At 70.8% G+C, this 21,243-nt stretch carries 18 protein-coding genes and 2 pseudogenes; 5 read left to right on the forward strand and 15 right to left on the reverse strand.

Annotated features, from left to right (window positions below; all coding sequences use genetic code 11):
• Positions 1-42: 42 nt before the first annotated feature.
• The 3 genes from ACIA5G_RS29980 to ACIA5G_RS29990 all read right to left on the reverse strand — a co-directional run bounded on the left by ACIA5G_RS29980 (position 43) and on the right by ACIA5G_RS29990 (position 3,399).
• Entirely contained in the window at positions 43-774 is a 732-nt protein-coding gene (locus ACIA5G_RS29980) for an ABC transporter permease (protein ID WP_395929100.1), read from the reverse strand.
• A complete protein-coding gene (locus tag ACIA5G_RS29985) occupies positions 771-1,679 on the reverse strand; it encodes an ABC transporter ATP-binding protein (RefSeq protein WP_395929102.1) in 909 nt (302 codons plus the stop codon). The genes ACIA5G_RS29980 and ACIA5G_RS29985 overlap by 4 nt, the downstream gene beginning before the upstream one ends.
• Before the next feature lie 157 nt (positions 1,680-1,836).
• Entirely contained in the window at positions 1,837-3,399 is a 1,563-nt protein-coding gene (locus ACIA5G_RS29990; RefSeq protein ID WP_395929284.1) for an alpha/beta hydrolase, read from the reverse strand.
• Between the two features lie 313 nt (positions 3,400-3,712).
• Here ACIA5G_RS29990 and ACIA5G_RS29995 point away from each other — a divergent pair, with 313 nt between their 5' ends.
• The gene (locus tag ACIA5G_RS29995) at positions 3,713-4,885 is read left to right on the forward strand and encodes a macrolide family glycosyltransferase (protein ID WP_395929104.1); all 1,173 of its coding nucleotides are present in this window, start codon (positions 3,713-3,715) and stop codon (positions 4,883-4,885) included.
• On the opposite strand, the gene ACIA5G_RS30000 is transcribed toward ACIA5G_RS29995, so the two are convergent.
• The 6 genes from ACIA5G_RS30000 to ACIA5G_RS30025 are packed head-to-tail and all read right to left on the reverse strand — an operon-like array spanning position 4,873 to position 11,185.
• Positions 4,873-6,459, reverse strand: a complete 1,587-nt coding sequence (locus tag ACIA5G_RS30000) for a caspase family protein (protein ID WP_395929106.1) — start codon at positions 6,457-6,459, stop codon at positions 4,873-4,875. The two genes, ACIA5G_RS29995 and ACIA5G_RS30000, sit on opposite strands and share 13 nt — an antisense overlap.
• Position 6,460: 1 nt before the next feature.
• A complete protein-coding gene (locus tag ACIA5G_RS30005; protein ID WP_395929108.1) occupies positions 6,461-6,841 on the reverse strand; it encodes a hypothetical protein in 381 nt (126 codons plus the stop codon).
• 53 nt (positions 6,842-6,894) lie between these two features.
• Positions 6,895-8,613: an aminotransferase class V-fold PLP-dependent enzyme gene (locus ACIA5G_RS30010; RefSeq protein WP_395929110.1), complete on the reverse strand. Its 1,719-nt coding sequence runs from the start codon at positions 8,611-8,613 to the stop codon at positions 6,895-6,897.
• The gene (locus ACIA5G_RS30015) at positions 8,610-9,377 is read right to left on the reverse strand and encodes an amino acid ABC transporter ATP-binding protein (protein ID WP_395929112.1); all 768 of its coding nucleotides are present in this window, start codon (positions 9,375-9,377) and stop codon (positions 8,610-8,612) included. The genes ACIA5G_RS30010 and ACIA5G_RS30015 overlap by 4 nt, the downstream gene beginning before the upstream one ends.
• Entirely contained in the window at positions 9,370-10,248 is an 879-nt protein-coding gene (locus tag ACIA5G_RS30020) for an amino acid ABC transporter permease (RefSeq protein ID WP_395929115.1), read from the reverse strand. Before ACIA5G_RS30020 ends, ACIA5G_RS30015 begins: the two co-directional genes overlap by 8 nt.
• Positions 10,235-11,185, reverse strand: a complete 951-nt coding sequence (locus ACIA5G_RS30025) for an ABC transporter substrate-binding protein (RefSeq protein WP_395929117.1) — start codon at positions 11,183-11,185, stop codon at positions 10,235-10,237. Before ACIA5G_RS30025 ends, ACIA5G_RS30020 begins: the two co-directional genes overlap by 14 nt.
• Positions 11,186-11,281: 96 nt before the next feature.
• On the opposite strand from ACIA5G_RS30025, the gene ACIA5G_RS30030 reads away from it, so the two are divergent.
• Positions 11,282-12,268 (forward strand): Gfo/Idh/MocA family protein, encoded by a 987-nt coding sequence (locus ACIA5G_RS30030; RefSeq protein ID WP_395929119.1) that lies wholly within the window; start codon positions 11,282-11,284, stop codon positions 12,266-12,268.
• A gap of 93 nt (positions 12,269-12,361) precedes the next feature.
• Here ACIA5G_RS30030 and ACIA5G_RS30035 read toward each other — a convergent pair.
• A pseudogene (locus ACIA5G_RS30035) lies at positions 12,362-12,463 on the reverse strand (DUF1768 domain-containing protein); the annotation flags it as partial.
• Between the two features lie 21 nt (positions 12,464-12,484).
• Between ACIA5G_RS30035 and ACIA5G_RS30040 the strand changes: the two are divergent.
• Positions 12,485-12,721 (forward strand): annotated as a pseudogene (locus tag ACIA5G_RS30040) (CocE/NonD family hydrolase C-terminal non-catalytic domain-containing protein); the annotation flags it as partial.
• 50 nt (positions 12,722-12,771) lie between these two features.
• On the opposite strand, the gene ACIA5G_RS30045 reads toward ACIA5G_RS30040, so the two are convergent.
• Positions 12,772-13,977: a glycosyl hydrolase family 8 gene (locus tag ACIA5G_RS30045; protein ID WP_395929121.1), complete on the reverse strand. Its 1,206-nt coding sequence runs from the start codon at positions 13,975-13,977 to the stop codon at positions 12,772-12,774.
• Between the two features lie 156 nt (positions 13,978-14,133).
• On the opposite strand from ACIA5G_RS30045, the gene ACIA5G_RS30050 reads away from it, so the two are divergent.
• Positions 14,134-14,526 carry a TIGR03618 family F420-dependent PPOX class oxidoreductase gene (locus ACIA5G_RS30050; protein WP_395929123.1) on the forward strand — a complete coding sequence of 131 codons (393 nt, stop codon included), beginning with the start codon at positions 14,134-14,136 and terminating at the stop codon, positions 14,524-14,526.
• Here ACIA5G_RS30050 and ACIA5G_RS30055 read toward each other — a convergent pair.
• Positions 14,523-15,065 carry a TetR/AcrR family transcriptional regulator gene (locus ACIA5G_RS30055; RefSeq protein WP_395929124.1) on the reverse strand — a complete coding sequence of 181 codons (543 nt, stop codon included), beginning with the start codon at positions 15,063-15,065 and terminating at the stop codon, positions 14,523-14,525. The two genes, ACIA5G_RS30050 and ACIA5G_RS30055, sit on opposite strands and share 4 nt — an antisense overlap.
• Complete coding sequence (locus ACIA5G_RS30060; protein WP_395929125.1) at positions 15,065-16,609, reverse strand: long-chain fatty acid--CoA ligase; 1,545 nt, start codon at positions 16,607-16,609, stop codon at positions 15,065-15,067. Before ACIA5G_RS30060 ends, ACIA5G_RS30055 begins: the two co-directional genes overlap by 1 nt.
• A gap of 158 nt (positions 16,610-16,767) precedes the next feature.
• Between ACIA5G_RS30060 and ACIA5G_RS30065 the strand changes: the two genes are divergently transcribed.
• Positions 16,768-18,162, forward strand: coding sequence for a glycoside hydrolase family 28 protein (locus ACIA5G_RS30065; RefSeq protein WP_395929126.1), 1,395 nt, complete (start codon positions 16,768-16,770; stop codon positions 18,160-18,162).
• An 8-nt stretch (positions 18,163-18,170) separates the two neighbouring features.
• Here ACIA5G_RS30065 and ACIA5G_RS30070 read toward each other — a convergent pair whose 3' ends face one another.
• Positions 18,171-19,373 carry a GTPase gene (locus ACIA5G_RS30070; protein ID WP_395929127.1) on the reverse strand — a complete coding sequence of 401 codons (1,203 nt, stop codon included), beginning with the start codon at positions 19,371-19,373 and terminating at the stop codon, positions 18,171-18,173.
• Positions 19,370-21,148: a dynamin family protein gene (locus ACIA5G_RS30075; RefSeq protein ID WP_395929128.1), complete on the reverse strand. Its 1,779-nt coding sequence runs from the start codon at positions 21,146-21,148 to the stop codon at positions 19,370-19,372. The genes ACIA5G_RS30070 and ACIA5G_RS30075 overlap by 4 nt, the downstream gene beginning before the upstream one ends.
• Positions 21,149-21,243 lie beyond the last annotated feature (95 nt).

The raw sequence follows: 21,243 nt of genomic DNA on the forward strand, positions 1-21,243 counted from the left end.
TCCGCGCAGACCCCTCAGTACTGCACGGAGGTTAACAAGCATTCACAGCCTGGCCGTGTCCAGCCGGAACCGGCGCACCACGATCAGCGCCGGGACGACCAGCCAGCCCGCGAGCACGAGCGCCGCCAGGCCCGTTCCGCCGGTGTGCGCCAGCGGTTCGAGACCCACCAGGCCGAGCCAGTACGTCGGGAAGAAGTGCGCCAGGGTCGCCATCCACTCCGGGAGGACGTAGAGCGGGATCCACAGGCCGCCGAGCATGCCGAGCGGCATCATCAGCGCGCCGGTGACCGCGCCGACCGTGTCCCCCTTGCCGAACAGGCCGATGGCCAGGCCCAGCACGGCGAACGGGAGCACGCCGAGCCACAGCGACACCAGCACCAGGCCCCACTGCGCGGCGCTCAGGTGGATGCCCATCGCCAGTCCGGCGAGGAACACCACCACGAGTACCGGCAGCGCCACCGCCATCGCCGAGATGACCTTGACGACCAGGTAACCGGGGCCGCGCATCGGCGTCAGCCGCAGCTGCCGCTGCCAGCCGTCGGTGCGTTCCTGCGCGACGCGGGTGCCGGTGAACAGGGCGCCGCCGCTCGCGCCGTACGCGGCGAGCTTGATCATCGTCTCGACGTCCGCCGGGATGCCGCTCGGCGTGGCGAGCTTGCCGAAGATCGAGCCGAACAGCACGAACATCGCCACCGGCATGCCGATGGTGAAGATCGTGAACTGCGGGCTGCGGACGATCCGCTTGATCTCCAGGCTCAGGTAGGTGGTGTTCACGCGGCCGCCCCTTCGGTCTCGTCTGCGGTGAGCGCCAGGAAGGCCTCTTCGAGGCCCAGCGCGGTGATTTCGATGTCGGCGGCCTGCGGGTACTCCGCCAGCAACGCACGGATCGCGGCGTCCGAGTCGGCGCAGGCAAGCTCGGCGCGACCGGCGCGCAGCTGCACGGTCGTGACGCCTGGGAGCCGCGCCAGGTCGGCTTCGGCGGCGCCGGGCACGGCGGCCTTGAGCACCCGCCCGGACACCGCGGCCCGGACCTCGGCGACCGGGCCGTCGGCGACCACGGCGCCGTGGCGCATCAGCACCACGCGGTCGGCGTAGTCCTCGGCTTCGGCGAGGTAGTGCGTCGCGAAGAGCACGGTGCGGCCGGTGGCGGCGAACTCGCGGATCGCCGTCCAGAAGGCCCGCCTGCCCTCGACGTCCATCGCGGCGGTGGGCTCGTCGAGGACGAGCAGCTGCGGGTCGCCGGCCAGGGCGAGGGCGAACCGCACCCGCTGCCGCTCACCGCCGGAAAGCTTGCCGCAGCGGCGTTTCACGAGCTTCTCGAGGCCTGCCCGGGCGATCACCTCGGCGGCGGGCAGCGGCTTCGCGTGCGTCGAGACGACCAGGTCGACGATCTCGCCGACGGTGGCGTCCGGCAGCAGCGCGCCGTTCTGCATCATCGCGCCGAGCAGGCCCTGGTCGACGGCCTCGCGCGGAGTACCCCCGGCGACCGTGACCTCCCCCGCGTCCGGCTTGGTCAGGCCCAGCAGCATGTCGACGGTGGTCGACTTGCCCGCACCGTTCGGCCCGAGCAGCGCGACGACCTCGCCGGGCGTGACCTCGACGGTCACCCCGTCGACGGCCGTGACCTGACCGAACCGCTTGGTCAGGCGGTGGAGTGTGAACGCCGGTCCCCCGGTCATGGCGCTCTCCCTTCGTTCGTGGACTTTGCATCGCAAAGTCGATACGCACTTTGTAACACAAAGTCCGCGCATCTTCAAAGCCCACGGTGCTGGAAAGCATGAAAAACGGGGTGCCGGGCACTGGGCCCGACACCCCGTCTCTCCGGGTTACTGCAGGTCAGCCGGTAAACCGCCCGGCGACCAGCCCCTGGGTGGCGCCCAGGTCGGCCTTGGCCGCGGCCGGCGCCGGGGGTGTCGGCTGCGGCAGCGGGGCGCACTCGACGTCGGACGTGCGGCCCGGCTTGCGGGCCGGGAGCGCGCCCGTCGCCAGGTAGTCCGCGATCTTGTTGTCGACACACGCGTTGCCGCGCGGGGTGATCGCGTGGCTGGTGCCGCCCGGCTCCGCGATCAGCGACGCACCCGGGAAGCGGCTGCGGACCTCGAGGCTGCCCTCGTACGGCGTCGCCGCGTCGAGCGTCTCGTCGATCATCAGGACGCTCTTGACACCACTGCCGTCGATCTTGGTGGGCTTGCCGGCCTTCGCGGGCCAGTACAGGCACGGCGCGTTGAACCACGCGTTCTGCCAGGTGAAGTACGGCGCCTTGGTGAAGGTCTTCCAGTTGTCGCGCTTCCACTGGTTCCAGCTCTGCGGCCACTGGACGTCGCTGCACTGGACGGCGAGGTAGACCGCGTAGCCGTTGTCGTCACCACGGCCGCCGAAGGCCTCGAACAGCGACTTCCAGTTCTGCCAGTCACCCTGGTTGACGAACCGGGAGAGCGCGTCGCCCAGCAGCGTCCACCGCAGCTGGTAGTAGCTCGCCTGCTGGATGACGTCGAGGATCTCGTCCGGCCCGATCACGCCGCCGGCCGGGTTGAACGATGCCTTGAGCAGCTGCTCGTTGACCACGCGCTGCACCGCGGACTGCGTCTTGCCGAGGTGGTAGACGTCGTCGTGCTGGGCGAGCCAGCCGAACCAGATCAGGATGTTCTTGTCGAACGCGACGTCCTGGTCGAGGTTGTCGCCGTACCAGACGCCCCGCGGGTCGACGGTCGAGTCGAGCACCATCCGGCGGACGTTCTGCGGGAACAGCGAGCCGTACACCTGACCGAGGTAGGTGCCGTAGGAGTAGCCGTAGAAGTTCAGCTGCTTCTGCCCGAGCGCCTTCCGGATGGAGTCCATGTCCTTGACCGTGTCGGTCGTCTTCATGTTCTCCAGCAGCGCGCGCGAGTTGTTCTTGGCGCACGCCTCGGCGTACCCCTTGGCGCGGTTGAGCCAGGTCCGCTCGAGCTGCGGGGTGAACGGCGCGTACTCCGGCCGGTCGTAGTCCATGTAGTTCGGGTCGCAGCTCAGCGCGGGCTTGCTGGCCCCGACCCCACGCGGGTCGAAACCGACCCAGTCGTAGGCGTCCCCGGCGTGGTTGGGGACCCGCGGACCGCGAGTGGCGAGCAGCAGGCCGGAGCCGCCGGGGCCGCCCGGGTTGGTCAGCATGACGCCCTGGTACTGCGCGTCCGCGACCTTGTGCTTGACGCGGCTGACCGCGAGCTGGACCTGCTCGCCGTTCGGCTTCGAGTAGTCGAGGGGGACCCCCAGGTAACCGCACTCGGCGCCGGCGGCGACCAGCGTGGGATCGGCACACGGCCCCCAGGCGATCGTCGCCTGTTTCGCGGCTGCGGCAGCTGCGGGCGCGGCGGTCGCGGCCGGCGCGGCCACGAGCGCGGACGCCACCGCGGCGGCGGCCACCGCGGCGACGGCCACCCGGGAAAAACGGGCACGTCTCACTGTTTTCTCCCTATTTCTGCTCCGACGAAGCGGGTGAACCCTAGACCCGCGCGCGCCGGGCGGGGACGGCAAACGGGGGTGTGACCGTGAATGCCCTACGAAAGGTGGAAATCGGGTGGCGCGGGCGTTCCGGGACGCCGTACGGTGTCCGTCATGATCTACTTCATCCGGATCCGCTCCGTCTGAGACGGCGTGACCGCCGGACCGCCCGCGTACCGGGCCTGGTCCCCTCTTCTGCGCGCCGTCGGTTCTTTCTCCCCTTGAAGGAGCTTTCATGCTGCGCAAACACATCGTCATGGTCGGCTGCACCGCGCCGAGCCACGTCTACCCGTCGCTGGGCGTCATCAGTGAGCTGGTGCGCCGCGGGCACCGGGTGTCCTACGTCGTCGGCGAACCGCTGGCCGGGCTCGTTTCCCCGACCGGCGCGTCGGTGGTCGCCCACCCGACGATCTTCCCGCTCGGCGAGGCCGCCGTCTGGCCGGACGACCCGGCCGACGCGATGCGCGTCTTCCTCGACGAAGCGATCGCGATCCACCCCCGGCTGACGGCGGCGTTCGACCACGACCGGCCCGACCTGCTGCTGTACGACATCGGCGGGCTGGGCGCACCCCTGCTCGGCGCGCGGTACGACGTGCCCGCCGTGCAGCTCTCGCCGACGCTGGTGGCGTGGGAGGGTTACGACGAAGACATGGCGCCGGTGATGGACCCGATCAAGGCGTCACCGTCCGGTGTGGACTATGTCGCGACGTTCACCGCTTGGCTGCGCGCGAACGGGATCGACGCGGACGCGTGGGGGTGGCTGGGGCACCCGGCGCGGATCCTGTCGCTGATCCCGCGGGCGATGCAGCCCCACGAGGACCGGGTCGGCCCGCACGTGCGGTTCGTCGGGCCGTGCCTGGATCCCGCTCGGCTGGCCGACCGTTCGTGGACCCCGCCGTCTTCGGGCCGTCCGGTGCTGCTGGTGTCGTTCGGGACGGCGTACAACGACCAGCTCGACGTCTACCGGGCGTGCATCGAGGCGTTCGCCGCGGACTGGCACGTCGTGATGGCGATCGGGAAGCACGTGTCGCCTGATTCACTGGGCCCGCTGCCGGATTCGGTGGAGGTGTTCGCTTCGGTGCCGCAGCTGGCGGTGCTCGACGCGGCCTCGGCGTTCATCACGCACGCGGGAATGGGCGGGGCGACGGAGTCGTTGTGGTTCGGCGTCCCGACGGTGGCCGTTCCCCAGGCAGCGGACCAGTTCGGGAACGCCGACCAGCTGGAGGCGCTCGGGGTGGGCCGTCATTTGCCGGCTTCGTCGGTGACGGTCTCGTCGTTGCGGTCGGCGGTCGAGGAAGTGACGTCGTCGGCTTCGGTGGCGGCGCGGCTGGCTTCGTTGAAGGCGGAGGTTCGTGGCCACGGCGGCGTTCCGGCCGCCGCGGACGCGGTCGAGTCCTATTTGGAGTGACGGAACCGGCTGAACACGCCTAGTCCGAGCATGGTCGCGAAGACGACGGCCAGCACGAGGACCGGCCAGCCGACGTGCACCGTCATCAGCACGATCAGCAGGACCAGGGTCAGCCCGGCGGTCCCGAAGTAGAACCGGGCGCTCCGGCGAGCCGCGTCCGGGTCGAGACTGTCCTCGACCGGCTGCGGCTCGGGTGCCCGCGCCGCTTTCGGTGCGGGCACCACCCGGGGTGGCGGCGCGGCAGGACGCCGGGCAGCGGACCCCGCTCGGGGGCGGTCTGCCGGCGGTGGATCGGTGGCCCGTACCGGTCTCGGCACCACGGCGGGCTTCTGCCGAAGCGGCGGCACAGCCGGATGCCCGTCGGCGGAAACCGCGCCGGGTCTCTCCCGCGGAGCTGCCTCGGGCACCTCCTGCCGCGCGGCCCCAGGCTTCATCGCTGCCGCAGGTGCCACGGTCCCCGCCGCGAGCGCATCCGCCACCGGCTCGGCAGTCACCTGCGGTTCCGGCTCGGCGACAACCGGCACCGGCTCAGCCGCGGCCCGCCGCTCGGACTCCACAACAACCGGCTCGGCAGCCGCCCGCGGTTCCAGCTCGGGTATGTGCGGCTCCGGAACCGCCGCCGCAGCCGGCCCCTCCGCCTCCGTCATCCAAGCGGCCGCCGCCCCCGACACCATCCGGCTGTCGTCGTCCACCAGCTTCCGGATCTCCCCCGCCGTCCGCTCCCGCACCACGGCGTTCCCCACCCGGTTCAGCCGCTTCAACCCCTCCAGCGCACTCAACCGGTCGGTCGCGATCGGGCTCGCCAACCCGTGCCTCAGGTACTCCGGCAACGTCCACCGAGGATTGCGCGCCAGGACGATCCGGCCCTCCACATCGGACTGGTGCTTCGGCCGCTGCCGCGGCATTTCCGCCACCACCCGCTCGTGGACGTAGCTGTACAGCTCGTCGACCGTCACGTCACCGTCACCGTCGAGGTCCGCGCTGCCGTCGCGCAGGCCCGCCACCAAGTGCCGCGTGAACAGGGAACGGGCCGCGGAACCCACGACCGCGTCACCCTCGAACGAATACTGCGTTGCGTCCGACGCCGTCAGCACCGCGCGGCCGCGGCCCTGGAACCGCTCCAGCGTGTGCACGTCGGTGGCCGCCTTCGCGAGTTTGCCCGCCGGGAACGCGCCGCTGTAACAACAATCCAGCACGAGCACCTTCTGCCGCGACGGGCAGCCGGCCAGTGCGCGGTCCACCAGCTCCGCCGCCAGCGCCGTGAACATCAGGCTGTCGCGGCGGGTGTTGGCCATCGCCAGGTACAGGCTGCCGTCGTCGTCCTTGACGCCGTGGCCGGTGAAGTACAGCAGGGTGAGCTCGTCACGACGGCGGACGCGGTAGAACTCGCCGATCGCCTCGCCCACCACGTGGTGTGGCTGGTCGATCAGCGTCGTCACCTCGAAACCGGCGATCGACGGGTCGCTCAGCACCTCTTCCAGGGCCCGCGCGTCCCCGCCGGGGGCCGTCAGCCGCCGCAGCGCCGGGTCGGCGTACGTCTCGGTCGCGATCAGCAGCGCGTGGCGGCCGGCCACGTCAGCCGTGCCGCCGGACGAAGGCGTCGATCAGCTGCTGCCGCTCGGCCGAGGTCGCCCGCTCCAGCTCGACGGTGTCACCGTCGACGGTCACCTTGATCCGGTGCTTGCCCGCCTGCCGGCCGAGCCACTCGCGCAGCGTCTCGAGCAGCCCCGGGAACACCCCGCCGGCCGCGCTGAACGCGACCACGAGCGACCCGATCGTCACCGGGTCGGCGGCCTTCGCGCCCGCTGGGAGGTCGCCGGCGACGGCGAGCACGTCGACGTCCAGCTCACCCAGTTCGGCCCGTAGCCGCCGGGCGAGCCGGTCGAGTTCCTCGTCGCCGGCTTCGTCCTCCACCTCGAGCCGCACCAGCGCGCGCTGGGTGTCCGGTTCGGTCATCGGCACATGGTCCGCCAGGGACGGCCCGCGGGACAAGGTCCGAACGGGCAGCGTCAGGCGCGGACTTCGTTGAGGTAGTTGTAGATCGTGTAGCGGGTGACGTCGAGCCGCCCGGCCAGGTGGTCGACGGCGTCCTTGATGAGGAAATAACCGGCTTCGTCGAGCTCCCGCACCACCGCGGCCTTGTGCCGCTTCTTCATGAGGTCCACCGGGATCCCGGCCTTCGTCACCGCCCGGTCGACCAGGAACCGTTGCAGGCTGTCGACGTCCGGTGGGAAAGTCTCCGGCTCCCCGTTGCCGCCCGCGGAAGCTGACGCGTCGATGCTGTTGACACACAAGCACCCGACCGCGACACCGTCGGCGTCCCGCAGGAACAACGTGGACGACCGGATCGCGCGGCCGTCCGGGCCATGGGTGCGGTAGTTCGTCAGGTCCTGGGTGGTGCCGCGCCGGACCAGGCCGAGCAGCAGGTCGGTCATCGGCCCGCCGACACTGCGGCCGGTCAGGTCGCCGGCGATGGCGACGATCGAGTCCGGCAGCCGGGCCAGGTCGTGCAGCAGCACCTCGTTGCCCGGGCCGAGCATCGCCGCGAGCCCCGGGATCGCCGGCACCAGCGCGGTCAGCACCTCGTGCGTCGTCGCCCCCGCGGCGGGGACGACCAGGGGTTCACGAGGCGCCGTCAACGTCTCCAACGCCGAACGCAGCAGGTCAGCGGCGGCGGCCGGGGTCGAGGCGTGCGGTGAAAGGCGGACGTGCTCGGGCCGGACGGTCGCCGCGATCCCGGCGTTGGCCAGCGCGGCGCCGACCTGCTCGGCGGGGTGGCCGGGCAGGGTGAACGCCAGGATTCCCGCACGCAGTTCAGTCGCCGAGACGACCTCCGCGCCGCAGGAGGCGAGCACCTCCTCGAAGGACACGATCCGCTCCGCGATCCGGGCCGCGATGGCGCCGACGCCGGCGTCTTCGACCAGCTCCAGGGCCTCGGCGAACGCGCCGGACGTGATCGGGCTGAGGTTCGAAATCGACCAGGCCTGCGCGGTGGCGTCGGGCGGGTGGATCTCGTCGTCGAACAGGCCGGGGTCGCGCGCGCCGGTCCAGCCGGACAGCACCGGGTCCATCCGCTCCAAGGCGCGGTCCGACAGCACCGCAAAGCCGGTGCCCCAGCCCGCGCGCAGCCACTTCTGGCCGCCGACGACCAGGACGTCGGCGACCTCCCACGGCGCTTCGATCACGCCGAAGCCCTGGATGCCGTCGACCACCAGCAGCCGGTCACCGACAACGTCGCGCAGCGCCGCCAGGTCGGCCCGGAAGCCGGTGCGGAAGTCGACCGCGCTGACGCTCACGGTGGTGATTTCGGGTGTCAACACCTCGGCGACCCGCTCGGGCGTCACGTATCCGCCGGTCAGACGCCGCAGCGTCAACCGGCCCGCTTGTTCGGCACGCGCCCACGGGTAGGTGTTGGCCGGGAACTCCGCGGCCGACACCAGCACCTCGCCCGCGCTGTGGAACGCGGCCTGGAACAGCCCCAGGCTCGTGTTCGGCAGCAGCACGGTGTGGTCGGTGTCCGAGCCGGACAGCCGCGCGGCGGCCGCCTTGGCCCGGATCTCCTGCCGCATCAGCTCGTCCACAGTGGACGGACCGGCCGTGGTGGCCTGGTCGAGCAGCGCGGCCGTCGTGTCGAGCACGGCGTGCGACGGCGGCCCGAACCGGGCGAAGTCGAGGTAACCGGCGGGCTCGTCGAACTGGAGCAGGTACCGGGGCGAAATCCGCGTCACGCGAGGATCCTCGCCAGGAACTGCCGGGTGCGTTCGTGCTTCGGCGCGCTCAGCACCTCCGAAGGCGGCCCGGTCTCGACGACGGCGCCGTCGGCCAGGAACACCACCTCGTCGGCGGCCTCCGCGGCGAAGCTCATCTCGTGCGTCACGACGACCATCGTCATCCCCTCCCCCGCCAACGTACTCATCACTTCGAGCACCTCCCCGACCAGCTCCGGGTCCAGCGCCGACGTCGGCTCGTCGAACAGCATCAGCTTCGGCTTCATCGCCAGTGACCGCGCGATCGCGACCCGCTGCTGCTGCCCACCGGACAGCTGCGCCGGGTACGCGTCACCGCGATGGGCCAGGCCGACACGATCGAGCAGTTCCAAGCCCTGCTTGCGTGCGTCGTCCGGTTTGAGGCCGAGCACCCGGATCGGGCCCTCGACGATGTTCTCGAGCGCCGTCCGGTGCGCGAACAGGTTGAACCGCTGGAACACCATGCCGATGTCCCGGCGCTGGCGGGCGACGTCACGTTCGCGCAGTTCGTACAGTTTGCCGCCGCGTTGCCGGAAGCCGATCGGCTCACCGTCGACCCAGATCTGACCGGCGTCGATCGTTTCGAGGTGGTTGATGCAGCGCAGGAACGTGCTCTTCCCGGCGCCGGACGGCCCGAGCAGGCAGACCACCTGGCCCTTGTGGACTTCGAGGTCGATGCCGCCGAGGACTTCGGTGTGGCCGTAGGACTTCCGGACGCCGACGGCGCGCAGCAGGGGCTCAGACACGGGCACTCCTCACCAGCGGCACACCGCGCAACGCCTTGCCGGCGCGGGCGAGCGGCCCGCGATCGGCCTGCCCGAACGAGCGTTCCAGGTAGTGCTGGCCGACCCCGGCGACGGTCACCACGACCATGTACCAGACGGCCGCGGCCAGCAGCGTCTCCATCACCAGCAGGTTGTTCGACGAGATGTTGTTGGCCGCGTGGATCAGCTCGGTCACGCCGATCACCGACGCCATCGACGTGCCCTTGAGCATGTTGATGAAGTCGTTGCCGGTCGGCGGGATGATCACGCGCATGGCCTGCGGCAGCACGACGCGGCGCAGCGTCGCGGCCGGCGTCATGCCGATCGACTTCGCCGCTTCGGTCTGTCCACTGTCGACACTGTTCAGGCCGGCCCGGACGATCTCGGCCATGTACGCGCTCTCGTTGAGCGCGAGGCCGAGGAACGCCGCGGTGAACGCGCTGATCAGCACGTTGGTCGGCGCGTTGACCAGGAACGGGATGTGGATCACCGGGAAGACCAGCGCCAGGTTGTACCAAAGCAGGATCTGGAGCAGCACCGGAAGGCCGCGGAAGATCCAGATGTAGCCGGCGGCGAACCACCGGGCGACCGGGTTGGCGCTGCGCCGCAGCAGGGCGATGACGACGCCCAGCACGATCGCGACGGCCTGCGACAGCACGGCGAGGATGACGGTGTTGAGCAGGCCCGTCGCCATCACCTTGAAGAAGACGAAGTCCGGGACCTGGCTCCACTCGATCTGCGCGTTCCCCAGGGCGATGCCCAGCAGCACCAGGAGCGCGACGATGATCGCGGCGGCGACCCACCGGCCCCAGTGGCGGAGCGGGACGATGGGAAGCGGTTCAGGAGCCGCCATTGACCGCGGCCTCCTTGATCGCGCCCTGGTCGACACCCCACGCCTGCAGGATCTTGCCGTAGGTGCCGTCGGTGATGAGCGCCTGCAGCGCCTTCTGCACGGACTCCGTCAGCGGCTTGTTCTGCTTGTTGACGCCGATGCCGTACGGCCCGCCCTCGATCGGCTCACCCGGGACGACCTCGAAGAACTTGCCGTCGCCCGCCGTCCGCGAGATGTAGACGGCGCTGGGCAGGTCGTTGAGGATCGCCGCGACGCGGCCGGTGCGCAGCTGGTTCTGGTTCTGGTTGTCGCTGTCGGTCGCGGTGACGGTGAGCGCGGGCTTGCCGGCCTGCGTGCACTTGGTGCTCTGCGCTTCGGCGAACTTCTGGTGGCTGGTGCCCTGCACCACGGCGACGTTCTTGCCGCAGAGCGTGTCCGGCCCGGTGATGCCGTCCGGGTTGCCCTTGCGGATCATGATCGTGATGCCCGAGGTGAAGTAGTCGACGAAGTCGATCTGCGCCTGGCGGGCCTTGGTGTCGTTCATGCCGGCCATCGTCAGGTCGATGCGGCCGGACTGGAGGCTGGTGATGAGCGAGCCGAACGCCATGTCCTGGTGGGCGACGGTGACGCCGAGCTTGGCGGCGATCGCCTTGGCGAGGTCGACCTCGTAGCCGATCGGGGTCTTGCCGTCGGCGGCGTAGAAGTTGTTGGGCGCGGACTGCAGGTTGGACGCCAGGTGCAGCACGCCCGCCTGCTTGACGTTCGCCGGCAAAGCGGCGTTGAGCTGGGCGTCCTTCTGCACACCTTGGACGATGGCCGCGGTGTCCGGGATGCCGGACGCGGGTGCGCCGGCGGCCTGCGAGGACCCGCCCGCGCCGTCCGGACCGCCACCGCAAGCCGTCACCAGCACGGCCAGGCTCGCGAGCAACACCGCCTGAGCGGCACGTGAACGGGACATAACGGACCTCCACTGTTCGGCTGGCCGGAACGGTACAACTCGTTGTTGAAGAGGTCAACTGGCTGTTGAAATCTAGTTCGGTGCTAGCTTCGCGCCATGAGCCTGCGGATCGGCATCCTGGGGGCGGCTCGCATCGCGCCCACCGCCCTGGTCAAGCCCGCTTCAGCCAGCTCCGACGTCGAAGTCGTGGCGGTTGCCGCGCGCTCTGCCGACCGCGCGCAAGCGTTTGCGTCCAAGCACGGCATTCCGCGGGCTTACGCCGGCTACGAAGATCTGCTGGCGGATCCGGACATCAACGCCGTCTACAACCCGCTGCCGAACGGCCTCCACGGCCGGTGGACACGAGCCGCCCTTTCCGCCGGGAAGCACGTGCTGTGCGAGAAGCCGTTCACGGCCAACGCGGCGGAGGCGCGGGAGATCGCCGACTTGGCGGCCGAATTCGACCGCGTCGTGATGGAGGCGTTCCACTACCGCTACCACCCGCTCGCGCTGCGGGTGGAGGAGATCGTGGCGTCGGGCGAGCTGGGGACGCTCGAGCGCGTCGAGACGGCGCTGTGCTTCCCGCTGCCGAAGTTCTCCGACATCCGCTACGACTACCACCTCGCCGGCGGCGCACTGATGGACGCGGGCTGCTACGCGGTCCACATGGCACGCACGTTCGGCGGCGGCGAGACCCCCACGGTGGTTTCGGCCTCCGCGAAGCTGCGTTCACCCCGCGTCGACCGGGCGATGACGGCGGAGCTGAAGTTCCCCTCGGGCCACACGGGCCGGGTGACGTGCTCGATGTGGTCGTCTTCCTTCTTGAAGATCGGCGCGAAGGTGACCGGCTCGAAGGGGTCGATCAGCGTGTTCAACCCGCTGGCCCCGCAGGCGTACCACCGCTTCTCGGTCCGGATCGGCGGCGCGCGCCGCACGGAGAAGTTCCCACGCCGCGCGTCGTACGCCTACCAGCTGGACGCCTTCGCGGCGGCAGTCCTGCACGGCGAACCGGTGAAGACCTCGGCGGCCGACGCGGTCGAGACGATGACCGTGATCGACGAGATCTACCGCGCCGCGGGACTGCCGCCGCGCGAACCGAGCTGAGCGCGGGCTTCCTCCAGGGCGAAGCCCAGCAGCTTGAGGCCCCTGCGCGAACTTCGCGAGGTTGCCGGCGGCCACGATCTCGCTGCACTGCGCAACCCAGGCGACCTCGTCGAAACGCCGCACGCGGCGGCCGAAGTCCTTGACCTGCTTCGGGTGCACTGCGGTCAGGACCTGCGCGGCCACCTCCCGCGTCATTTTCCGACTGCCATGAGGGGCACCCGCAACCCGGTGCCAGGCACGGCGGCCGTCGAGACCCTCGCCGACGACTCCGGCAAGACGATCGAGCAGCTGGCCGGCCTCGCGTCGTCCGGCAACCGGCTGCTGTACGCGACTTCGGCGGCGAAGCAGTCCGTACGCCTGTCCGGCACGGCGCGCGCCGACCTGGCGCTGTCGTTCGACCGGCCCGCGACGAACGTCTCGGCGATCCTGCTCGACCGCGCCCCGGACGGCACCTTCATGGCTTCAAAAGCCATGAAGGTGCCCCTCACGGACTTGCGACTCCCCTAAGCTGCCACGTAGTTGCCGCTCAGGATCAGGACCACCTGGACCGTGATGCCCGTCCCGTAGTAGTCCGTCGCATCCGGCGAGAACGACGCGATCTGCGTCCACAGCTTGTCCAGCCAAGCCTGGCTTCCCGAGTCAGTCATCGCCGCGACCGCGAACGGCGCGGTGAAGCACGGGTGCTGGCCGCTCTCCGTCTTGGTGCCCGACAGCGAATAGCCGCTCTGGATCTTCGACGGGTCGCCGCCCGTGGCGGACTTGATCCACGTGTTCATCTTGCGGACCTGCGCGGCCGCCGCACTGCCCGAGGCCGAGATCGCGTCCGCACCGAGGCGCCACGGGTCGCGGCAGGCGTTCCAGCTGTACTTGCCGTCGTACGGGCCCTCGAGGAAGTCCGCCGGCGCCGGCTTCGGGGTCGAGTTCGTGTTGACCACGAAGTCCGGCAGCAGCCCGGTGTTCGGCGCGTACTGCGACTGCAGCTGGCTCACCGCCGTCTCCGAGCGGGTCCGCACCGAGTCCCAGAAGCTGTCACCGGTCGCCTTCGCGAACGCGCGCAGGTGCCCGGGCATCCAGTCCGACGAGCGTGAGCTGTTCTTGTACTCCGCGTCGTTGCCCCAGTCGCCGAGCAAGGTGAACTTCGTGGTGTTGTTGACTTCGCTCTTCTTGATCGCGTTGATGATCCGGACGGCCTCGGCCTTGTAGTTGACCGACCCGGTGCTGCCCCACTTCTTGTCCGCGATCAGCAGGCCGTACGCGATTTCGAGGTCGCCGTCGGTGGCGGAGTCGCTGCCGTTGACACTCTTGCAGTTCGCGTCCTGCTCGGCCGCGTGCAGGTCCTTGTTGTTGACCGACGGGTGCGCCTTGACGAACTTGAGGATCCCGTCGACGATCGCGCGGGCCTGCGGGTCCTTGTCGGCCATCATCGCCGAGATCGTCATGCCGTACCCCTCGCCCTCGGCGACGAAGGAGTGGTCGGCGTCCTTGGACAGCACGGCGTAGGTGCCGCTGCCGCACTTGGTCGTCAGGAAGTTCTTCTTCCAGAAGTCGTAGTACTTCTGGAGCACCTGGTCCTGGGTGGCCTGCGAGACCGACGGCCGCAGGGTTCCCGGCACGTACGGGGTACCGGCCGCGGACGCGGTCGTGGGCACGCTCAGCAGCCCGGCGGCCAGCGCGGCCGCGGCCACCACCGCCCGGACGATCTTCTTCATCGCTCCTCCGTAAAGACATCGTTGGCTGCGGCGACGGCGGTTCAGAGCGTGACAGAAGGTTCAAGACCTGGTCAAGACTGTTAAGAAACTTTCCTTACAATCACCGTGAGTGGCCTCACCACCCCTCGACCACCCGGACGGACTAGCGTGAGCCGCATGAAGATCGACCGCGGCGCGGACTTCCGCGCGTTCTGGACCGAGCGCCACCTGGCCACGCTGACGACGGTCCGCCCGGACGGCACCCCGCACGTCGTCGCGGTCGGCGTCACCGTGGACTTCGACGCCGGCCTCGCCCGGGTCATCACGTTCGACTCGTCGGTCAAGGCCCGGCTCGTCCGGGCCGCGGGCGCCGACGGCATCCCCGTCGCGGTCTGCCAGCTCGACGGCCCGAAGTGGTCCACTTTGGAGGGACGAGCGGTGCTGCGCGACGACGCCGAGACCGTGCGGGACGCGGAAAACCGGTACGCCGCCCGGTATCGGCAGCCCAAGCCGAACCCCCAGCGGGTGGTCCTGGAGATCACCGTGAACCGGGTGCTCGGCAACGCCTAACCGGCGCGGGAGTGCACCAGCTGCGTGTACTCCGCGAGCAGGGCCGCCAGCTCGCTGTGCTCCCCCGCCGACGCCAGCTGCTGGTGCCCGACGAGCATCGCCATCCCGAGCGACGTCAACGTCCGCGCCAGTTCGCGGTCGCCGACGATGCCCTTGACCGCCCGGCCCACCGTCCGCAGCCGGGCCTCGTCGACGCGTTTCTGCGCGGCCCGCACACCCTCGTCGTTCATCGCCCACGCCCGGATCGCCGCCTCGGCCTCGTGGTGCAGCCCGAGCGTCAGGTCCATCAGCGCGGCGAAGTCCGCCGCCGGCCCACCGGCGCCGAAGTCCCGCTCGCGCAGGATCCGCACCTGCCGGTTCTCCCAGTGCTCCAGGAGCTGCTCCACGAACCCGGGCCAGCCGCCGAAGTGGTGGTAGAACGAGCCGCTCGTGACACCGAGGGCACGGCAGAGCGTGCCGACGTTCAGCTCGGTGAACCCGTGCTCCGCCAGCACCTTCAGCGCGCTGGCGAAGTAGGCCTGCCGGTTCGCCGCCGGCATCAGACGTTCCGGTCCCGGTCCCGCCAGTACGGCTCCCGCAGCGATCGCTTCAGGATCTTGCCGGTCGCGTTGCGCGGCAGAGCTTCCACGACGTCGACACTGCGCGGGCACTTGTAGTGGGCCAGGTGCTCGCGACAGAACTCCATGAGCTTGTCGACGTCGAGCTGGTCGCCGGCGACGACAGCCTTGACCTGCTCACCCCACCGGTCGTCCGGCACGCCGATCACGGCTACTTCGGCAACACCGGGGTACTCCGCGACCACCCGCTCGACCTCCGGCGAGTAGACGTTCTCACCGCCGGTGATGATCATGTCCTTGACGCGGTCCTCGAGGTACAGGAACCCGCCGTCGTCGAGGCGCCCGACGTCGCCGGTGCGCACCCAGCCGTCCACGATGGTCTCCGCGGTCGCCTCGGGCTTGCCCAGGTAGCCCGCCATCCGCTGCTCGGTGCGGATCCAGACCTCCCCGACCTCGGTGTCCTCGGCCGTGACCGGGTCGACGATCCGGATGTCCACTCCGGACAGTGCGGTCCCCGCCGAGGCGAGCCGCTCGGGCCGGGAGTCGTCCCGGTGCGCCTCCGGGTCCAGCGCGGTGACCGCGCCGGACAGCTCGGTCATGCCGTAGACCTGCGCGAACCGGACGTCCGGCCAGGCGGCGAGCACCGCGCGCAGCAACGGCAGCGGCATCGGCGAAGCACCGTAGCAGAGGTACTTCAGCCGGGAGAACGCCTTGAGCGCCGCCTCCCCGGCCTGCGCGATCCCGGCGACCACCGCGGGCACCAGGAAGGCGTGCGTGATCCCGGCCTGCAGCGCGGCGAACAGCGACGCCGCGTCCGGCTCGCGTGTCAGGTACGACGGTTCGCCGTAGAGGAACCCGGAAACCGCGTAACAGCTGCCGCCGACGTGGAACAGCGGCATCGCGACCAGGTTGACGTCGCCGCGGCCGATCGGGAACGCGGTGCCCGCGGCCAGGCCGTGGGCCAGGATGCTGCGGTGGGTCAGCACCGCGCCCTTAGGGAAGCCGGTGGTGCCGCTGGTGTACATGACCAGCACACCGTCGTCCTCGTCGAGTTCGCTGCCGGGGTGCGGCGCGGCGGAGGCGAGGAGCGGTTCGTATTCGTCGGCGTCCCCGCCCACGACGACCACACGTTCCAGCGCGGGCAGCCGGTCGCGGACCGCGTCGAGCGCGGGCCGCAGCTCGGCGCCGACGAAGACCACCTTCGCCCCCGCGTCCGCGAGCACGTACGCGAGTTCGTCGCCGGAAAGCCGCCAGTTGACCACGGCGTTCGCGGCGCCGATCCCGGCCGCCGCGAAGGTCGTTTCCAGGCAGGCGGGGTGGTTCTTGTCGACGAACGCGACGCGGTCACCCTGGCCGACACCGGCGGCCACGAGGGCGCCCGAGAGCCGGCGAACCCGTTCGTCGAACTCCGTCCAGGTCCACGATCGATCTCCGAAGAGGAGCGCGGTCTCGTCCGGGCGTTCGCGCGCCCAGTGCGCCAGGAGGTCACCGAACAGCCGGACCCGGGGGCGGAGGTCTTCGGGCATGGGGGTTCCCTTCGGCCGGCGCTGGACCATAGACCGCTCTATGGTGCGCCGCCGCCCGCCAGGCGTCAATACCGGTCATCGGCACACTTTTTGACCGCCGTGTCGGAATATCGCATCCTGTGCATGATGTATGACCGCGGTTCGCGAGGAGGCTTCGGATGAGGGACAGCACCCGGCGTGAGTTCCTGAAGGCCGCGGGCGCGGCGGGCGGGCTGCTGGCCGCCGGCGCGGTGTTCGGCCCGGCGAGCGCGGCCGCCGCCGAAGACCCGTGGACGCGGGTTCCGGTCATCCTCGGCCGGATCAGGCCACCGGCGTTCCCGCCCCGCGTCTTCGACATCCGCTCCTACGGCGCGGTCGGGGACAACACGACCGACTGCACCCCCGCGTTCAAGGCCGCGATCACCGCGTGCCACGCCGCGGGCGGCGGGCGTGTCCTGGTGCCCGCCGGGAAGTTCCGCACCGGCAAGATCCACCTGAAGTCCCGGGTGGACCTGCACGTGGTGGGGACCATCCGGTTCCGCAGCGACGCCGCGTCCTACCTGCCGGTGGTGTTCACCCGCTGGCAGGGCATCGAATGCCTCAACTATTCGCCGTTCATCTACGCGATCGACCAGACCGACGTCGCGATCACCGGGCCGGGCACGATCGACGGGAACGCCGCGGCCGGGCCGTGGTTCGACTTCGACGGCAAGCGCGGCCCGGACTGGGAACTGCTGCAGCAGCAGGCGGCCGACGGTGTGCCGGTGCAGCAGCGGGTGTTCGGCGACCAGCACTTCCTCAAGCCGAACATGATCCAGTTCTACCGCTGCCGCAACGTCCTCGTGGAAGACGTCGCCCTGCGGGACCCGGCGATGTGGACGGTGCACCCGGTGCTGTGCCGCAACGTCACGGTCCGGAACGTGACGATCTACTCCCGCGGCGCGATGGTCGACGGTGTGGACCCGGAGAGCTGCGCGGACGTGCACGTCCACGGCTGCTCCTTCGACACCGGCGACGACGGCACGGTGATCAAGTCCGGCCGCGACACCGACGGCCGCCGCGTCGGCGTGCCGAGCGAGGACATCGTCATCGAGGGCAACGACTACTACGGCCGCTGGGGCGCGATCACCGTCGGCAGCGAGATGTCCGGCGGGGTGCGCAACGTCTTCGCGCAGGACAACCGGATCCACGCCGGATCGTCGTACAAGTCGTTCTACGGCGTGTACGTCAAGACGAACCCGCGCCGCGGCGGTGTCGTTTCGGACCTCCACGTGCGCCGGCTGACCGGCGGGCCGGTCGACCGCGGCGCGATCTTCGTCGACATGAACTACAGCCTCACCGGACCGGGCCACGGCCCGATCGTGCAGCCGGTGATCCGGGACATCCACATCAGCGACGTCCACCTCGACGACTCGCCGTTCGCGCTGAAGATCAGCGGCGCCGCGGAGAGCCCGCTGACCGGGTTCCGCTTGGCGGACAGCACGTTCACGAACATCGACACACCGGCGCCGCAGATCAGCAACGCGCGGGACGTGACGCTGACGAACGTCACCGTGAACGGCGAGCCGGTTTAGGAGCCGGCCTATCCGAACAACGCCAGCAGCCCCTCGGTGGACCGCACCACCACGTGCGCCGCCGTCCGCTCCGCGTGCGGACGGTCCGGGCGCTCCGCCTCGTGACGCCAGCGCCGCAACGCATCCAGGCTCGCGTCGTAGATGTCACCCGGGTCCGCGTCCGGCTCCAGGCCCAGGCGGTCGGCCGGGGCCGTGCCCTGGGCGCCCAGCAGCCGGACCGCTTCCTCGGCGGGCTCGCCGGACAACGCCGTGCGGCCGCCGCGGATGTCGGCGATCAGCCGCAGCTCGCGGAAGTCGTGCGCGGCCGCGGCGAACCGCTCCACTCTGGACACCAGGCGGTCACCGCCCGGACGCGGGTGCGCCGCCAGCAGTGCTTCCAGCCGGATGATCGCCGTGCGGGCCTTCAACGCCTCCGCCCGCGCGACAAAACAGCCGGCGAGGGTGTCCCTCAGTTCGCCGAGACCGCTGCGGCGGACCAGCTCGGCCGAGAGCTTGACGCGGTCGTCGCAGCCGGTGCGGATCAGCGTCAGCGCCAGGCGGACGCCGAACATCCCGAACCGCACGACCAGCGACCGGCGGGTCTCCACCGTGATCGGGCCGGGGAACGCCGGGTCGGTGAACGAGTCCACCGAAAGCACGTGCCGTTCGAGCTCTTCGCGCGGCACCGCGGCGAACGCCGCCAGGAGGTCGAACTCGTCGTCACGCAGGGACCGGCCGCCGTACGCCAGCTGCCCGGCAACCGCGATCACGCCCAGGAACCCGGTGCACAGCGGGTCTTCGCGCCACGCGCGGCGCGCCAGCTGCTTCGCCGTCAGCAACGCGTCGATGCGGCCCGCGCCGACCTCGTCGGCCCGCGCCAGCACCAGGACCGAGTTGACCGCGCTCTGCCGCGCGAACGCCGAGCCGCCCGGCGCGTGCGCCGCCGCGAGCTCGTCCGGTTCGAGGTGACGCACCAATCGGACCGTCGCGTCCGGGACGTCGTCGGCCGGGCCGGGGTCGTCCAGCAGCACGAGGTCACGCAGCGCGCGGGTCGGCCATTCGCCCAGCGCGGCGGCCAGCGTCGTCTTCCCCGAGGACGGCGCTCCGGTGAACGCGACGCGAAGGGGTTGCTCCAGCCGGTCCAGGCAGTCGTGCAGGACCGCCGAAACCCGCGGATCGTCCCGGTAGAGCCCGGCCGCGGCGGCCAGCAGGTCGCGGACGTCCTGGGTCACGCCGAAAGCTCCCGCCGCTGCCTCCCGGCGAGCGTGCCGAGCTCACCCGCGCGCTGGTGCAGGCCGGCGAGCCGGTCGATCTCGCGGCGGATGTGCCCGGTCCGCCGCTCCCGCTCGGCGGTGCCGGCCAGGATCGTCTCCCGTTCGCGGGTCAGCTCGTCGGCGAGCTCTTCGGCCAGTCCGGTGAAGTGGTCGCGCAGCCGCCGCTGGACCACGCGGATCGAGTCCCGGCATTCCTTGCTGAACCGGATGAAGACGTCGTCGACGTGCCGCTGCGCCGCCTGCTTGGCGACGGCCTGGCGGCGCTGCAGCCGCATCCCGCCCTCGTCCTTGATCGTCTTGAAGGCGAACGCCGCACCCGCGCCGATCGAGACCGGGTTGATCAGCGGCAGCCCGGCGAGGCTCGTCACCAGGCCGAACATCAGGACACCGCCGTAGGACCCGCGCAGCCCGGTGAACGCCTGCTGGCCGATCTTGAACTTCTCGATCTTGGGCCGCCGGACGTCGTCGAGGCTTTCCACCCCCGAGCCGTCGAGCCGCAGGTCGGGCAGCGCGTGCTCGTACTGGGCGCCGAAGCACGCCGCGGTGGCCTGCGCGATCCACTCCGCCCGGTCGGCCAGCCACGAGTAGTTGGTTTCGACGGCGTCGGCGAGCGAGTCGTCCAGCCACGCCGAGAAGTCTTCCCACACCTTCGCCGGGTCGCCCTCGTCGAAGGTCTGGTCGATGGTGGTGACGATCTTGCGGGTCCGCTCGCGCAGGTCGTACTCGGCGTCGGACAACAGGTCGGTGACCTCGTCGGAAAGCAGGTTCTGCCACCGGGTGTTCTGCCGGCGCAGGTCGTCGGCCCGGCGTTGCGCCCGCTGCAGCAGCGCGGCCTGGCCGAGCCCGGCGTCCTGCCCGGCGGCGTCGACGCGGTCGCGCAACGACTCCACGAGTTCGGCGGCGGCGGCGCGCACGCCCACCGCGGCGAGCAGCGCGCGGGACTGCTCCTGCGGCCGCGCGGCTTGCTCGGCGATCCAGGTGAGCAGCTCCGGGAAACCCGAGCGGGCGTTGAGATCCGCGTCTCCCGCCTTCGCGGCGGCTTGGCGCACCACGGCCGAAACGGGCAGGACAGGCGCGTCGATCCCGGCCTCGGCGAGCATCGCGCGGTCGCGCTCGGCAACCGCGCGCCAGCCGGGACAGGAGTCGATCTTGGTGAGCGTTAACACGACATGCGGGCACCAAGTACGCACATGCCGCGCGAGGGCGAGTTCGGCGGCGCTGAGCGGCGCGGTCGCGTCGGAGACGAGGATCACCGCGTCCGCTTCGTCGAGCAGGTCGAGCGCAGCGGCCGTCCGAGGTGACCGCGGGTCACCGACCGGCGGTGTGTCGATCAGGACGAGCCCGGCCGAGAGGAGCTCCCGCGGCACCCCGACCTCGACGCGGCTGAGCGTGCCGGCGGGGCGGGCGCCGAGCTCACCGGTGAGCTGTTCGACCGCGACGGGGATCCGTTCGCGAGAGCGGCCGACCAGGGTGGCGGCGGGTTCGGCGGCGTAGGCGATTTCCGTGGGCACGGCCGGGGTCGCGGCGTCGCCGACCGCGCACACCGGCGCGTTCAGCACGGCGTTGAGCAGGTAGCCCTTGCCCTGTTTGGGAAAGCCGAGAACGCCGAGCCGGATCTGCCCGGCCGGGGCGTCCCGGCGTCTGCGCAGGCGCTCGGCGAGATCGGCGCGGCCGTGCGTGCGGCACGCGTCCAGGGTCTCGTTGAGCACTTCGAGCCATGCCGGGGGTGTCACGAGGGACGAGTGTCCCCGGTTCACTCCCGGTACGCACACCGGGTGCCCGTCCCGCGGCTGCACCCAGACCGCGGGACGGGCACCGGTGACCGGTT

Source organism: Amycolatopsis sp. NPDC051758, from assembly GCF_044453095.1.
GTDB lineage: Bacteria > Actinomycetota > Actinomycetes > Mycobacteriales > Pseudonocardiaceae > Amycolatopsis.

Excerpts from the sequence above, each read along its gene's own strand:
- ACIA5G_RS29985 (WP_395929102.1), bottom strand. The coding sequence starts at position 1,679 with ATGACCGGGGGACCGGCGTTCACACTCCACCGCCTGACCAAGCGGTTC.
- ACIA5G_RS29995 (WP_395929104.1), top strand. The coding sequence starts at position 3,713 with ATGCTGCGCAAACACATCGTCATGGTCGGCTGCACCGCGCCGAGCCAC.
- ACIA5G_RS30005 (WP_395929108.1), bottom strand. The coding sequence starts at position 6,841 with ATGACCGAACCGGACACCCAGCGCGCGCTGGTGCGGCTCGAGGTGGAG.
- ACIA5G_RS30020 (WP_395929115.1), bottom strand. The coding sequence starts at position 10,248 with ATGGCGGCTCCTGAACCGCTTCCCATCGTCCCGCTCCGCCACTGGGGC.
- ACIA5G_RS30025 (WP_395929117.1), bottom strand. The coding sequence starts at position 11,185 with ATGTCCCGTTCACGTGCCGCTCAGGCGGTGTTGCTCGCGAGCCTGGCC.
- ACIA5G_RS30030 (WP_395929119.1), top strand. The coding sequence starts at position 11,282 with ATGAGCCTGCGGATCGGCATCCTGGGGGCGGCTCGCATCGCGCCCACC.
- ACIA5G_RS30045 (WP_395929121.1), bottom strand. The coding sequence starts at position 13,977 with ATGAAGAAGATCGTCCGGGCGGTGGTGGCCGCGGCCGCGCTGGCCGCC.
- ACIA5G_RS30050 (WP_395929123.1), top strand. The coding sequence starts at position 14,134 with ATGAAGATCGACCGCGGCGCGGACTTCCGCGCGTTCTGGACCGAGCGC.
- ACIA5G_RS30055 (WP_395929124.1), bottom strand. The coding sequence starts at position 15,065 with ATGCCGGCGGCGAACCGGCAGGCCTACTTCGCCAGCGCGCTGAAGGTG.
- ACIA5G_RS30060 (WP_395929125.1), bottom strand. The coding sequence starts at position 16,609 with ATGCCCGAAGACCTCCGCCCCCGGGTCCGGCTGTTCGGTGACCTCCTG.
- ACIA5G_RS30065 (WP_395929126.1), top strand. The coding sequence starts at position 16,768 with ATGAGGGACAGCACCCGGCGTGAGTTCCTGAAGGCCGCGGGCGCGGCG.